Origin of the sequence: Cellulophaga sp. 20_2_10, assembly GCF_023476645.1 — a bacterium.
In the GTDB taxonomy this organism is placed as follows: domain Bacteria; phylum Bacteroidota; class Bacteroidia; order Flavobacteriales; family Flavobacteriaceae; genus Cellulophaga.
The window spans coordinates 365,477-379,642 of record NZ_JAMCOJ010000004.1; the positions used below are offsets into that span (position 1 = coordinate 365,477).

Annotated in this window: 12 protein-coding genes; 3 read left to right on the forward strand and 9 right to left on the reverse strand. The window is 32.9% G+C overall.

The window, feature by feature from the left end; all coding sequences use genetic code 11:
- Window positions 1-93: 93 nt before the first annotated feature.
- Both M4I21_RS10285 and M4I21_RS10290 read right to left on the reverse strand, forming a co-directional pair.
- Entirely contained in the window at window positions 94-507 is a 414-nt protein-coding gene (locus M4I21_RS10285) for a YeeE/YedE family protein (RefSeq protein WP_249559060.1), read from the reverse strand.
- Window positions 508-511: 4 nt separating this feature from the next.
- The gene (locus tag M4I21_RS10290) at window positions 512-1,069 is read right to left on the reverse strand and encodes a YeeE/YedE family protein (protein ID WP_249559061.1); all 558 of its coding nucleotides are present in this window, start codon (window positions 1,067-1,069) and stop codon (window positions 512-514) included.
- A gap of 144 nt (window positions 1,070-1,213) precedes the next feature.
- On the opposite strand from M4I21_RS10290, the gene M4I21_RS10295 reads away from it, so the two are divergent.
- Window positions 1,214-2,212, forward strand: coding sequence for a metal-dependent hydrolase (locus M4I21_RS10295; RefSeq protein ID WP_249559062.1), 999 nt, complete (start codon window positions 1,214-1,216; stop codon window positions 2,210-2,212).
- On the opposite strand, the gene cydB is transcribed toward M4I21_RS10295, so the two are convergent.
- The 7 genes from cydB to M4I21_RS10330 form a co-directional block, all read right to left on the reverse strand.
- Window positions 2,209-3,285: a cytochrome d ubiquinol oxidase subunit II gene (gene cydB / locus M4I21_RS10300; protein WP_249559064.1), complete on the reverse strand. Its 1,077-nt coding sequence runs from the start codon at window positions 3,283-3,285 to the stop codon at window positions 2,209-2,211. The genes M4I21_RS10295 and cydB overlap by 4 nt on opposite strands.
- Before the next feature lie 2 nt (window positions 3,286-3,287).
- Entirely contained in the window at window positions 3,288-4,619 is a 1,332-nt protein-coding gene (locus M4I21_RS10305) for a cytochrome ubiquinol oxidase subunit I (RefSeq protein WP_249559065.1), read from the reverse strand.
- Between the two features lie 130 nt (window positions 4,620-4,749).
- Window positions 4,750-6,156 (reverse strand): MBL fold metallo-hydrolase, encoded by a 1,407-nt coding sequence (locus M4I21_RS10310; RefSeq protein ID WP_249559066.1) that lies wholly within the window; start codon window positions 6,154-6,156, stop codon window positions 4,750-4,752.
- Between the two features lie 66 nt (window positions 6,157-6,222).
- Window positions 6,223-6,864, reverse strand: a complete 642-nt coding sequence (locus tag M4I21_RS10315; protein ID WP_249559162.1) for a Crp/Fnr family transcriptional regulator — start codon at window positions 6,862-6,864, stop codon at window positions 6,223-6,225.
- Between the two features lie 94 nt (window positions 6,865-6,958).
- Entirely contained in the window at window positions 6,959-7,318 is a 360-nt protein-coding gene (locus M4I21_RS10320; RefSeq protein WP_249559067.1) for a pyruvate kinase, read from the reverse strand.
- A 211-nt stretch (window positions 7,319-7,529) separates the two neighbouring features.
- Complete coding sequence (locus M4I21_RS10325; protein ID WP_249559068.1) at window positions 7,530-8,513, reverse strand: hypothetical protein; 984 nt, start codon at window positions 8,511-8,513, stop codon at window positions 7,530-7,532.
- Window positions 8,514-8,524: 11 nt separating this feature from the next.
- Window positions 8,525-10,030: a S10 family peptidase gene (locus M4I21_RS10330; protein WP_249559069.1), complete on the reverse strand. Its 1,506-nt coding sequence runs from the start codon at window positions 10,028-10,030 to the stop codon at window positions 8,525-8,527.
- Between the two features lie 312 nt (window positions 10,031-10,342).
- Between M4I21_RS10330 and M4I21_RS10335 the strand changes: the two genes are divergently transcribed.
- Together M4I21_RS10335 and M4I21_RS10340 are read left to right on the forward strand one after the other, a co-directional pair.
- Window positions 10,343-10,828, forward strand: a complete 486-nt coding sequence (locus M4I21_RS10335; RefSeq protein WP_249559070.1) for a CAP domain-containing protein — start codon at window positions 10,343-10,345, stop codon at window positions 10,826-10,828.
- A gap of 291 nt (window positions 10,829-11,119) precedes the next feature.
- The gene (locus tag M4I21_RS10340; protein WP_249559071.1) at window positions 11,120-14,137 is read left to right on the forward strand and encodes an Ig-like domain-containing protein; all 3,018 of its coding nucleotides are present in this window, start codon (window positions 11,120-11,122) and stop codon (window positions 14,135-14,137) included.
- Window positions 14,138-14,166: the final 29 nt, after the last annotated feature.

Below are 14,166 nucleotides of genomic sequence, written 5' to 3' on the forward strand. Positions count from 1 at the left end.
AAAAAGGCTTCATTGTAAAATGAAGCCTTTTTTGTTTAAAAATTATATGTTTTTAGATTGATGTTGATTTTAGTAAAACATCAAACTATAGAATTAATGGGGTAATTTATCTTTTAAAACACCGTATAAAAATGTTCCTAATACAGAAAAAACAATTACAATTAAAATAGGAGCAAAGCCAGCACCTACCAAGGTAAACATAGGACCAGGACAAGCACCAGCAAGAGCCCAGCCTAAACCAAAAATAATACCACCAATTAAGTACCTGCTTACACTTTTGTTTTTAGGAATAAATTGTATTCTTTCGCCGTAAATAGATTTTAGTTTATAACGCTTAATTAATTGTACAACAACAATGCCTATTGCAAGAGCAGAGCCCATTATGCCGTACATATGAAAAGACTGAAATTGAAACATTTCGTATATACGAAACCACGATGCGGCTTCTGACTTAAACATTGTAATGCCAAAGAAAATTCCGATAAGTAAATATAATAGGGTTCTCATAGTCTTAAAAAATTAAAGGGAATAGTAGGTGAATCATAATTAAACCGCCAATAAAAAAACCAATTACAGCTATTAAAGATGGTAGTTGCAAGTTGCTTAGTCCAGATATTGCGTGTCCAGAAGTACAACCGCCAGCATATCTAGTTCCAAAACCAACTAGGAGTCCGCCAATAGCTAAAATTAGAACACTTTTAATATCTGTTAATGCATCTAAGCTATATAGTTCTGTTGGTAAATACGCATTGCCTGCGCTAGAAAAACCTAGTTCTTTTAAGTCTTTTACAGTTTCAGGGTTTATATGCACTACAGCGCTATCTGATAAAAAATTTGAAGCTATAAAGCCACCAATAATAGCACCTAGAACAACAACTAAATTCCATCGTTGGGCTTTCCAATCAAACTTAAAAAAGTCAGATGTTTTATCTGCACCACAAATGGTACATAAGGTTCTAAGGTTAGAAGACATTCCAAAATTTTTACCAACCCAAAGCAATAAAAATAAGACTAAGGAAATTAGCGGGCCAGAAACATACCATGGCCAAGGTTGCATTATTGCGTTCATTTTTTAATTTTAGTTCTATTAAGTGACAAAGTAAATTCTTTTAATCGGTATTATAAGTAACCTAGGTTACTAAAGACTGTTGATTATATATTTTATATGTAAACGAGTTTAATTGTTTAGATTTACGATTCTTTAAATTATAGTATGGATTCTTTAACTCAAATTGTATTAGGTGCCGCCGTTGGCGAGGCTGTTTTAGGAAGAAAAATAGGAAATAAGGCAATGCTTTATGGTGCTATTGCTGGTACAATTCCGGACTTAGATACTTTTGTTTCTTTTTTTACAGATACGGTTACCGGTTTAGAAATGCACCGTGGTTTTACTCATTCTGTTTTATTCTCTGTTTTATTTGCTCCTATTTTTGCTTGGCTGGTTACTAGATACGAAAAATACAAAGATTTTAAAGGTTGGTGTTGGCTCTTCTTTTTGGCTTTTGTAACGCATCCAATTTTAGATGCGCATACAACTTGGGGAACCCAACTGTTTTGGCCATTAGAAAACCGATTGGCATTTAAAACCATTTTTGTAATAGATCCATTGTATACAGTTCCTTTTTTGGTGTTTTTAATTCTAACAATGTTTCAGAAAAAAGAAAGTCTAAAACGTAAAAAATACAATAGGCTTGGTTTAATAATAAGTAGTAGTTATTTACTATTAACCTTTGTTTTAAAAGGTGCAGCTTTTTATCAATTTAAAAAACAATTAGAAGAACAAAATATAGCATACATAGAGATAGAAACTAAACCGTCTCCTTTAAATACTATATTATGGACAGCTAATGTAGAGACTGATGATGCTTATTATATAGGACATTATTCGTTTTTTGATACACAACCAATTCGATTTTCAAAATACTATAAAAATCATATTTTAGTTGATGATTTAAAAGATAATCCTAAAATGCAGCGGATGATTGCAATTAGTAAGGGCTGGTATACTATAGATAGCTATAACGGTACTATTTATTATAACGATTTGCGTTTTGGAACATTAAGTTTAGATAACAAAGCCAACGATTTTGTTTTTAGCTATGAAATAAAAACGTATGGCAATGGTGATATTGCCTTTTATGAAAAACCAAAAAATAGGATACAAGCTAAAAAAATGTTGGCAGAATTATGGGAGCGTCTTAAAGGTAATTAATGGTCTCCGTAACCAATATCATCCATTTTTCCTTTAAACACTTTGTATTGTATAAACATATATATGGCTACTAATACAGCAGCTATGGCAAACCAATATACTCCAACACCCAAACCATAGCTATCTGCCGCTGTATTGTAAAGTGTTAAAGATGGGTTAACTGTATTTGTTGATGGCAATACTTTTGGGAAAATTGATGCCACTGTTGTCGTTATACCGCCAAAAAGAAATAGCGATGAAAAGACAAATCCGATACCATCTTTTTTAAACGATTTAACTTTAAATAACCCAAAAAGACCCGTAAAGGTTAGTATAGGAAAAATAAATAGCCAAGGCTTATCTATAAAATTATGAAAAGGCTTGGGTTCTATAATGTGCCATACAAGAATAGAAACAATAACCAGTGCTAAGAGTACAAAATTGAGATTAAAGATTACCTTTTTTAGTTTTGTATTTAAATCAGAATTCGTTTTAAATATAATCCAATTTGCGCCGTGTATAGCTAAAGATACCACACCAATAACACCTAATAACAGCGTAAACCAATCTATTATACCTAGCTCTTCTGCCTGTGGACTAAATGTAGTGTTCCATAAAGGTAAAAAGAAATAGTGTCCTTCGTGTGTAGATACACCATTTACTACATTACCAAGATTAACGCCTCTTACAATATTACCTAGTGCTACGCCAAAAAATAACGCTAATAATAAACTAGCAACACCAAAAGCTTTGTCCCAAATGGTATGCCATAGTGTATTGTTTATTTGACCTCTTAATTCTAAACCAATAGCTCTAAAAATTAGCAACCATAGAATAATAATTAAGGGCAAATAAAAGCCACTAAATGATGACGCATAGAGTGTAGGGAAAGCAAAAAATAATACGCCACCTACTGCAATAAGCCATACCTCGTTTGCATCCCAAAACGGGCCAATAGCATTTGTAATTGCCTTTTTATCTTTCTCTTTTTTAGCGAAAAATAAATGTATAATTCCTGCACCAAAATCGTATCCGTCAAGGATAACGTAAATGGTTAACATTGTCATTAAAACGATATACCAAAAAAGCTCCATAATTAGTGATTTTTAAGTTCTGGTCCTTTGTTAATTATTTTACCTGCTAACATTAAAAATAACAAGCCTAATAAAAGATACAGACCTATAAAACCTAGTAATGTAAACAAAGTATTGCCAGATGATACTGTTGGTGACGCACCTTCTGCTGTGCGCAGTAAATTATAGACTAACCAAGGTTGTCTCCCTAATTCTGCAGTATACCAACCCATAGTGTTTGCTATGTACGGAAAAGGAAGCATAAAGAGCAACGACCATAAAATCCATTTTGTAGTATATAGTTTTTTTCTGAATAATTGAACAACAGCAAAAAGAAGTAACCCTATAAAAATTGTTCCTAAACCAACCATAATATGGTACGCATAATATAAACCAGGGATGTTGGTAGGGTGTACACTTTTATCAAACTCGTTAAGACCTTTAATTTCTGCATTCCAATCTTGGTACGTTAAAAAACTAAGGATATTAGGAACGGCAATTTTATTGTCTAATTTTTGTTCTAATATGTTAGGCTGACCAATAAGTACTATTTCTGATCCTCCATCTTCAGTTTTAAAAATACCTTCCATAGCAGCAAAAGTGGCAGGTTGGTATTTAACCACGTTTTTAGCAACTAAATCTCCGGTAGGAACAGCAACAATAACACTGGCAAAAAAGCCAAAAATAACGCCAGTTTTTAAAAATAACTTTCCAAAATTACTGTGTTTGTTATTTAAGATGTAAAATGCACCAATGGCAGCAACAACAAAAGATGCCGTAACTAGAGAGGCAGCCTGATTGTGAAAATAAGAGGGTAGAAGCCAAGGGTTGCTAAAAAGTGCACCAAAATTGGTAAGAACAAATTTTCCGTTTTCTAGAATTTCATAACCAACTGGGTGTTGCATCCAAGAGTGTGTGGCTATAATTAAATAACCACTTGCCCAAGAGCCCAAAAAGACTAAGAACCCAGTTAAAAAATGGAGTTTGTGACCAAGTAGTTTTTCTCCAAATAAAAACAAGCCTAAAAAGGACGACTCCAAAAAGAAAGAGAACATACCTTCCATGGCTAAAGTCTGACCAATAATGCCTCCTGTGAGCTCAGAAAATTTAGCCCAATTGGTACCAAACTGAAACTCCATAGGAATACCAGTAACAACACCCATAGCAAAGTTTAAAGCAAAGATTTTCATCCAGAACTTAGCCGCATCATTGTAAGTATCTACCTTAGTTCTTAAAAATTTCCATTTAAAGTAAACAATTAATAAGGACAAGCCCATTGTTAATTGCGGAAACAAATAATGAAATGTAATTGTAAATGCAAACTGCATTCTGTCATAAAAGAGCATATCTTCCATAGCACAATATTTAAGAATAGGATGGTTAACAAAGATACCGAAACAGTATCGTTTTAGATAAAAGTTTAATGGTTTTATCCTTTAAAAAAAGGAGTGTTTTTTAGGAACACCCCTTTTTATAAACTAATTTTTACAATGTAGACGGACAAACATAATTGCTTACGGGTATACCACCTTCTTTTATGGCAACAAAGCCACCATTTATATTAATTAAATTATGTATTCCTCGACTTTTTAAAATAGATACAGCAATCATACTTCTATAGCCACTAGCGCAATGCACATAAAAGTTTTTATTTGTAGGATATTGGGTTATGTAGTTGTTAATATAATCTAGGGGAGTATTAATAGCTCCTATCATATGTTCAGACAAGTATTCGCTTTCTTTTCTAACATCAAAAACTTTTATATTACTATCTAGTGCAGTCTTTAAATCTTTAACTGTTGTGGTACTAACGGTATCATAATCCTTAGCTGCTTTTTTCCAAGCAGAAAAACCACCTTTTAAAACACCCAAAGTATTATCAAACCCAACCCTAGATAATCTAGTTACTGTTTCTTCTTCTCTACCTTCTGGAGTTACAAGTATAATTGGTTGTTTAACATCTGCAATTAATGCACCAACCCAAGGAGCAAAACTACCATCTATACCAATAAATATAGATCTAGGAATGTGCCCTTTTGCAAAGTCGTCTTGATGCCTAACATCTAAAATTACGGCACCAGTTGTATTTGCTAATCCTTCAATCGTATCCGGATCTAACGCTATTGTTCCTCGTTTTAAAACATCAGCAATATCATCATAACCTTCTCTGTTCATTTTTACATTTAAAGGAAAATATTGTGGTGGTGGTAATAAGCCATCGGTAACTTCTTTTATAAACTCTTCCTTAGTCATATTAGCACGTAGGGCGTAGTTTGTTTTCTTTTGGTTGCCAAGTGTATCTACAGTTTCTTTGCTTAGGTTTTTACCACAAGCAGAACCAGCTCCGTGTGCAGGATATACCATAACGGAATCTGCTAGAGGCATAATTTTAGTACGCAAGCTATTATACAAATAACCCGCTAAGTCTTGCGCTGTAATTTCTCCTGCCTTTTGTGCTAAATCTGGTCTGCCAACATCTCCTAAAAATAGTGTATCACCACTAAAAATAGCGTGATCTTTACCATCCTTATCTCTTAAAAGATATGTGGTACTTTCCATAGTATGCCCTGGAGTATGTAGTGCTATTATTGTTATATTTCCTAATTTAAATTCCTGATTATCTTTAGCAATAATAGCTTTAAAAGTAGGATTTGCATTTGGCCCAAAAACAATAGGAGCATTGGTCTGTTTAGCCAAAGTTACGTGACCACTAACAAAATCTGCGTGAAAATGAGTTTCAAAAATATATTTTATAGTCGCATTATTTTCTTTTGCTCTAGAAATATAAGGTGAAGTTTCTCTTAAAGGATCTATAATAGCAGCTTCGCCATTACTTTCTATGTAGTATGCGCCTTGTGCAAGGCAACCTGTATATATTTGTTCTATAATCATAACGTTGTAGTTTAGTATTACTACTACAAAATTAAGTTACACTATAGTAATGTACAGTAACTTAGGTTACACTTTGTTTAAGTCTAGTATTTTAATATAATTTCTATGTAATTCTATGCTTCCTAGCTTTTCTAATTTTTTTAATAGTCTAGATATTACCACTCTAGAACTATGTAGGTCATAGGCAATTTCTTGATGCGTATTTTTTAATATAGAAGTATTAGTTACTCGCACTTTCTCTTTTAAGTAATTAAGTAAGCGTTCATCCATATTTAGAAAAGCAACACTGTCTACAGTTAGCAATAATTCGTTAATGCGGTTATGGTAACTTTCAAAAACAAAATCTCTCCAAGATTTATATTTGGCGGTCCAGATTTCCATTTTTTCTATAGGAATCATTATTAACTTAGCATCTGTCTCTGCTATGGCCCTAATTTCACTTTTCTTTTGTCCCATACAACACGCCATTGTCATAGTACAAGTTTCTCCTTTTTCTAGATAGTAGAGAAGGAGCTCATCGCCATCTGAATCTTCCCGTAAAATTTTTATGGCACCAGAAACCAATAATGGCATAGATTTTACGTAATCTCCGATTTCTATAAGTTGAAACCCTTCTGGAACTTCTTTATAAGTTGCTGACGCTATAATTTCTTGAAGCAATTCTTCTTCAAATAGAGTTCCGTAGCTGTTTTTTAATTCCTGAATCATAGTACTATCAAAATTAAACAATAGTTTTTGAGCACAATGATTAGCCGTAATATTTAACACTTACATACTCTTTTACATAAAAAAAGCATTTAGATTATTCTAAATGCTTTTCTAGTTCTTTAAATTTTCTGTGGATAAAAATAATTTCTTTTAAAGAGAATTCTTTTTCTTGGAACCAATCGTGGGCTTCAATTTTAGCATTCTCTACCTGTGCATCTCTAATGGCTTCTATAGTTACAATATGCCAATGTGCTCCTTTGTTTTTAGAAACCGGATAACCAACATCACTAATAATGTAAGATTTACGAGGCTGATTTACCAATCTAACACCGTTTTTTAAAACAGCTAAGGTTTTGGTAAGTGAAATAACCTCGGAGAAAGAGTAACGTGCAAAGTCGTTAAAACCATCTCGTTTTACATTAAAAAGCTTATCGCCAATTTCTAAATATCGCATATGTGTTTTTACAGATAGTTCGCAAAAATAGAACGATTATCCCTTTTTTGCTTTACTAGCCGACACTACTTATTAACAATGGTTGGGCTTTTGGTGCTAGTACGCTGATACTGATAATTTTTAAGAGTTATTTTTTTATTTAATTATAGTAAATTAGTTTCTTCTGCTAGCGCTAGCATCTTGCTTGTGCCTTTGAACGCATCTAACTAAATTAATCAGTCTCTTCTTTTTCAAAAATGTGTAGCGTATAATCATAATCGTGAATAAAAAGCTTGTCTTTATAAAACTGAAAAGAAAATAGACCAGTTTTAATGCCTAAACTTTCTAAAGTAATAACTTTTTTAAAATAAGCAGTTTCTTTATCTATACATACTAGGGATAAAGTTCCAAATTTAGTATAAGCCCATAGCTCATTTTTAAATAAGGTTAATTCTTCTATGCCATAAAGCGTTATTAATTTTTCTAGCTGATATTCTTCTTGAAATCTTATGGCATACTCAACGTCACCAGATGCAATAGCTATTTTAGTAAGACTTGTGTTAGATGCTGTGTATAAATATTCGCCAGAAATAACTCCCATTTGCTTTGCTATCTCACTATTAAAAGACCAAACTACTGTACCAGTTTCAATATTTAAGCATATAACAGATGTGCCTTTTAAAATTAATAGAAGTTGATCTTTAATAATAGTTTTTATTACAGTGGTATTTAAGTCTCCAATCTTAGTAACATCTATAGACCATAAAATTTTATCATCTATATAATTATATAAACATATTTCTTTTTCATAAAGGATAAAAAAATCTTTATAGGAATGAATAGGATACCCTTTTAAATCTATCTCTTTTTGATTATTAAACTTAGGTAAGTGAGAGATATAATATGTTACTTGAAAATTAGAGTTGACTATTTTTGTAATTACTACTTTTTCATTATGAATTACATAATTTAGATGATTTGAAAATGAAATAGGTTCAAAAGATTCTTTTGTAAAACCTTTTAAGTTATCAGATAAAAAGCACTCATTAAAGCTAATCATTTTCTCATTTTCAATTTCTTTTATCACTTTATATTCAGAAATATCTTCAAAATTATAAATAGAAACATCTTTATTATTCTTTTTAAAAACAAATAAATAGCTATCAATTAATTGATAGTTGTCACTTTTTTTTAACTTATTTTTTAAATTAAACATAAAACCTATCTCTAATACTTAGCAGCTTTACCATTAGCAGCACTGTTTTTAATAAAAGCTCTTATGTCTTGGTTCGCAGATTTTAAATCTTCTTTACGCAAGTACATCATATGTCCGCTTCTGTAGCCTTTAAAAGTAAACCGGTCTTTTAGTTTTCCGCTTGGGTCTGTTTGCCACATACTATATTTAGAAGTAAAGTAGGTTGTAGCACCATCATAATACCCAGTTTGGTACAGTACTTTTAGGTATGGGTTTTCTGCCATTGCTTTGCGCAAACCTTCTCTAACATTATTATTACTATTATCCCAAGGGTGTACATTACCAAACATATTGTATTTAAGGTCTGTTTTAAAGTTTAAGTGTTCTCTAAGGTAAAAGTTAATTGCAGGGGTAAAAGAGTGTAACCAAGAGGTAATTTCTGCATTATAGTCGGGCTTTGTGCCAGCAGCCATTTTATCTATCCCTAAATACCTAGAGTCTAAACGTCCAATAGTATGTCCGCTTTTATCACGTAGCAAATCTTTCCAGAAAAAAGACGTTGGTACCATTAAGTTATGGTCTAAAATCGCTTTTTTAGACATACCAGAGTAGTACGCCATTTTTTCTGCAACTTCTTGTTTTTCTGTATCAGTTATAAATCCGCCTCTAGCTATGGCAGGCATAAGCTTGTCTATGGTATATTGTTCTACCTCTGGTAATACCTCTAGTAAGTCTTTTTGTTGTAAAGCGGCAGGTAGCATTTTGTGGTGCCAAGCTGCAGCAGCAAAATAAGGTAGGTTTATACCAGAAGATAAAGGTCCGTCTGCGTTGTATATCTTATAATCTGCTGGTGATACCATAATAACACCATTTAAATACATCCATTGAGACTCTTGTAGTTCTAGCGCTAAACCAGATACACGAGTACCACCATAACTCTCACCAATAATATATTTAGGAGATTGCCACCTATTGTTACGTGTAACAAATGTATTTACCCAAGCAGCTAAGTATTTTACATCTGCGTTAATACCAAAAAACTGTTTGCGGTCTGGCATTTTTCCGTCTTTTTGAGTAACCATTCTAGAGTAACCTGTATTAACCGGGTTAACGTAAACAATATCTGCTACGTCTAAAATAGAATACGGATTGTCTTTAATACCATAAGGTTGTACGGGATAACCTTCGTCATCAATATTTAAAATTTTAGGTCCAGTATATGCAATGTGCATCCAAACAGATGCAGAACCAGGACCACCATTAAAAGAAACTACCAAAGGGCGTTCTTCTCCTTTACTAACATTTGTTCTTTTATAATAGGTATAAAACAACGTAGCAACCACATTATCTTCTTTATCCCATACCGGTTGTGTACCAGTAGTGGCGGAATAGGTAAGTTTTGTATTGTTTATTGTAGCAGCGTGGTTGGTAACTACAGTAGTATCAACTGCAATCTTTAAATCTTGAGATTTTATTTGTGTTGTAAAACTAAATATAGCTAAAACGGTAACGACTTTTAGGAACGCTATTTTTTTCATTTTGAGTTGTAGTTGAGTTCAGATCTAAAAGTATAGAATTACTATAAAGTATAAAAATGTATTCTTCTTTTTTATAAGATAGATGGTTATTTAAGTGTGTTTTAATTTTTATAGAATGATAAAAGTGCTGTTAGCCCCAGTTAATCGGCACATTTTTAGGTTGAAAAATTTTGAACATTTTTTTCGTAGAAGCTTTAAAGACACTTTTCTGCAGTTCACCGTTCAAAAGTATCCATTCAATTGATTCTTGAATATTTAGCTTTTTATCCGTGGTAACTTTGTCCCAGATTTAACCCACAAATGTTTTTTACGATGTCAAAATTTAATTTTTTAACCTTAGGATTGTTAGCTTTATTTATTACAATGACTTCTTGTACTACAGAGAGTATTGAGCAAGAAGATGCAATATATGCACAGGTTAATACTTCTAGTGATTTAGAAAAAGAAGTTATAGAGTTGGTAAACGAGTATAGAACATCTCAAGGGTTAAATACTTTGGAATATGGTAAAGTAGCATACAACTTTGCAGCTGAGCATAATGATTATATGATTGAGGAAGGAAAAATTAGCCACGATAACTTTAACTTACGTGCATCTAATTTAGCTGTAGAGGCAAATGCAGATTTTGTATCAGAAAACTTAGCTAAAGATTTTAGAACAGCAAACGGTGTTGTTAAGGCTTGGATAAATAGTCCAACTCACAAAAAAGTAATGGAAGGCGATTTTACATATACAGCTATAAACATTAAAGCAGACGAAAACGGTAAATTATACTTTACACAGTTATATTTTAAATAAGATATTTTTAGGTTAAAATCTATCTTTTTTAGAGCACTTTTAAGACAATAGTAATTGTTTTAAAAGTGCTTTTTTTGTTACAAAAATATACAAATAATTAATTTTTAGTTCATTGCGTTATTATTAGTAAAAGTTTTAAATAGCTAAATTATCGGCAAAGTCTTAAAATTAGGTGTATTTCGTCGAAATGGGGTGTATTTCATCGAGTAAATGCAATAAGTGGAAAATACAGATAGATAAGGTTGCGTTATAATGGTACCAAATATTATTACTTAACCAAAATCTTATTAAATGGAACTAATTTTACCCCAAAAAATTAAAGTCATTTTTGTAGCAATAGTCCTCACATTTGCCACAAATTTAAAAGCTCAGACAAAAACCTATGCAACCGTAGTAGCAAATCAGAGTAGAGTAGATAACGCAACTAATGCAGTTGATGCTGATATGCTCACCAAAGCAGACATTAATGCCGGTTCAGGTGTTCTTGCAGGTATAGGAGCTTACACAGGTCACTTAGAACTAGAATATCCAACAAATTTACCGGCGAACACCACTAGTTTTACCAAAATTGAGACAGAAGATGATCTATTACCTAGTTTATTAGGTGGTAGTTTAGGTGGTTTGTTATCGGATATTACAGGTATTCTACTTCTGGGAAATCAAGAATTTTCTATACTAGCACAAAATGATGCTGTTACCGTTTTAGAAAAACAATCTAGTGCTGTAAACGGTTTCTCTGCAGATGATGTACGAGTAGTAACAGATAAGAATAACGATTATTTTTTAGCAGTAACCCCAGAACAAGAATACAATAGAATACGAATAGAGAATAGAATGGGGTCTTTAATAGGCTTAGGCAACACTAGAGAACTAGGTGTTTACGAAACGTATTATACTACAGGCCCTGGTGCTTGTGGCTTACCAAGTTACACTTCTTTTAGCGGTAATGGTGTTTCTCTAGATTTATTAGACCTAGGAGGTGCAGGGGTAAAAGATCCACACTTTGCAATAGATGGTGACCCAACTACATATTCCGAATTAGGATTAGGTATTATTGGCGTTGCTGCTAATATGCAACAAACAGTATATTACGATACAGATTCAGATCCCAATGATAATGTTTACATTATTTTAGGAGCAGATCCTTCATTAATAAATGTAGGTTTACTTAATAATGTAGATGTAAGCGCTAGAAATGGCGTAGAAAATGTTTTCTCTGGAGATTTATCTAGTTTATTAAATGTAGATTTATTAGGTCTATTAGAAAACGGAGATAAGGCAATTGTCGCTTTTAATCCAGGAGGTCCTGTAGACCGAGTTACTGTAAATTTAGAATCGTTATTAAACGTAGCAGTTGGTCAGCAATTACGTATTTATGATATTTTTAGAGCTCCAGAACAGCCAGAGCTTGCTGCGTCATCTACAGATGTAAATATATGTAGTGGTTCTACAGTAGATTTGGTTGCAGAGTCTAATGGTACTGCAATAGAGCTTCGTTGGTACGATGCTGAAACAGGAGGTAATTTATTAGCAACAGTAAATTCCGGAGACCCTTATACTACACCCATTTTAAATGCAGATCAAACTTATTATGTTGCAGCTGCACATATTGGTTGTACAGAAGAATCGCCTAGAGTAGAAGTTCCTGTAACAGTTGCAGCAATACCAACAGCAACAGATATAACAATAGTAGGTAACGAGAATCCTATTTGTTCACAAAATAATGTTGTTTTAGTTCCTTCTAGTGCTACTAACTTAACTTTTAATTGGTTTTTAGATGCTGGCGAAACTATGCCTATTACAGATGGTATGGTTTTAAACGGAGCAACATATAATATAGATGCTAACGGTGTACTAACTGTTAATGGTTTAACAGAGGTTAATAGTCCTTATACATTTTATGTAGGTGCTACAGACACTGCTGCTGGTTGTACAAACGGAGCTGGAGATGTAAAAGCTGTACCTGTAACTATTGTAGACTCTACAGATGCAGTCAGTGTTACTTTAGATTCTGTTATTAACTTGCCTAGCTTAATTAGTATTTTTCAAGGAAACCCTGCAACAAATGTAACGGGTTCCGTAACAGGTGATGCTTCAGTTGGGGATGAAATTACATTGGCTATAAATGGTGAAACGTATACGGGTATACTAGATGCTAATTTAGATTTTAGCGTAGCTGTAGATGGTGTTAACCTTTTATCGGACATAGATAATATTTTAGAAGCTTTTATTTCAGGCGGACTTTGTACGAGTACAGATGATATTACGGTTGTAATTCCAGATTTTATATTAGATAATTTAAATCAGGTTTTTTGTTCTTCTGATGATATAACACTACTAGATTTAGATGTAAACGGAAACAATGTATTGTTTTTTGATAGTCTTTTAGGAAGCGCAGAATTAGATGTTAATGCTCCCTTAGTAGACGGAGGTACATATTACGTAGGTCTATTAAATGTTCCTTTATCGGTTTTACCACGTGTAGCAATAACCGTTACAATTTTAAATACACCAGCACCAACTACAATAAATGAAACGCAGATTTTCTGTGTCGCTAATAACCCGGTTGTAGCAGACATACAAGTAAACGAATCTAGTGTTGTTTTCTACGATAGTGCTGCAGACGGTACTATGTTAGACCCTGCTACAGCTTTAGTAGATGGTACAACTTACTATGTTGCTAATACAGAAAACGGTTGTGAGAGTACAACAAGATTAGCCGTTACTGTTTTGGTAGAAGCGCAAGAAGTAGCAACTATCACGGGTATTTTTGAAGATGCTTGTTTAGAAGATTCTTATATGTACACAACGGAAGCTGGTAAACAAAATTATGTATGGACAGTTACTGGTGGTACAATTACAGAAGGCGGTACAAGTACAGATAGTTTTATTACTGTTACTTGGGACGATCTGCAAAATACTTCGGTTGTTGTTTCTTATGATAATGTAGCTGGTTGCACATCTACAGAAAACACATTAGAGGTTGCCGTAATTTCTTGTGGAGAAGTTTTAGGTGAAGAATTTTGTTTGTTTGTCTACAACGAGTTTACTCCAAATAATGATGGTTACAACGACTTTTTTGAAGTTAAATGTATTGAAGATTACGCATCTAATACATTAAAAATATTTAACAGAAACGGAAACAGAGTTTTTGAAACTGTTAATTATAAGAACAATTGGAATGGTGTTGCAAATGTAAATGGTGTTTTAAGCAAAGGAAGCCATTTACCTTCAGGAACCTATTATTATACGCTTGCAATTCCAGAGCTAAACCGAACTTTAAAAGGCTGGATACAATTAGCAAGATAAACCTAACCAAGACGACAACCCCAAATTAA

Excerpts from the sequence above, each read along its gene's own strand:
- M4I21_RS10325 (WP_249559068.1), bottom strand. The coding sequence starts at position 8,513 with ATGTTTAATTTAAAAAATAAGTTAAAAAAAAGTGACAACTATCAATTA.
- M4I21_RS10340 (WP_249559071.1), top strand. The coding sequence starts at position 11,120 with ATGGAACTAATTTTACCCCAAAAAATTAAAGTCATTTTTGTAGCAATA.
- M4I21_RS10305 (WP_249559065.1), bottom strand. The coding sequence starts at position 4,619 with ATGGAAGATATGCTCTTTTATGACAGAATGCAGTTTGCATTTACAATT.
- cydB (WP_249559064.1), bottom strand. The coding sequence starts at position 3,285 with ATGGAGCTTTTTTGGTATATCGTTTTAATGACAATGTTAACCATTTAC.
- M4I21_RS10335 (WP_249559070.1), top strand. The coding sequence starts at position 10,343 with ATGTCAAAATTTAATTTTTTAACCTTAGGATTGTTAGCTTTATTTATT.
- M4I21_RS10285 (WP_249559060.1), bottom strand. The coding sequence starts at position 507 with ATGAGAACCCTATTATATTTACTTATCGGAATTTTCTTTGGCATTACA.
- M4I21_RS10330 (WP_249559069.1), bottom strand. The coding sequence starts at position 10,030 with ATGAAAAAAATAGCGTTCCTAAAAGTCGTTACCGTTTTAGCTATATTT.
- M4I21_RS10310 (WP_249559066.1), bottom strand. The coding sequence starts at position 6,156 with ATGATTATAGAACAAATATATACAGGTTGCCTTGCACAAGGCGCATAC.
- M4I21_RS10295 (WP_249559062.1), top strand. The coding sequence starts at position 1,214 with ATGGATTCTTTAACTCAAATTGTATTAGGTGCCGCCGTTGGCGAGGCT.
- M4I21_RS10290 (WP_249559061.1), bottom strand. The coding sequence starts at position 1,069 with ATGAACGCAATAATGCAACCTTGGCCATGGTATGTTTCTGGCCCGCTA.
- M4I21_RS10315 (WP_249559162.1), bottom strand. The coding sequence starts at position 6,864 with ATGATTCAGGAATTAAAAAACAGCTACGGAACTCTATTTGAAGAAGAA.
- M4I21_RS10320 (WP_249559067.1), bottom strand. The coding sequence starts at position 7,318 with ATGCGATATTTAGAAATTGGCGATAAGCTTTTTAATGTAAAACGAGAT.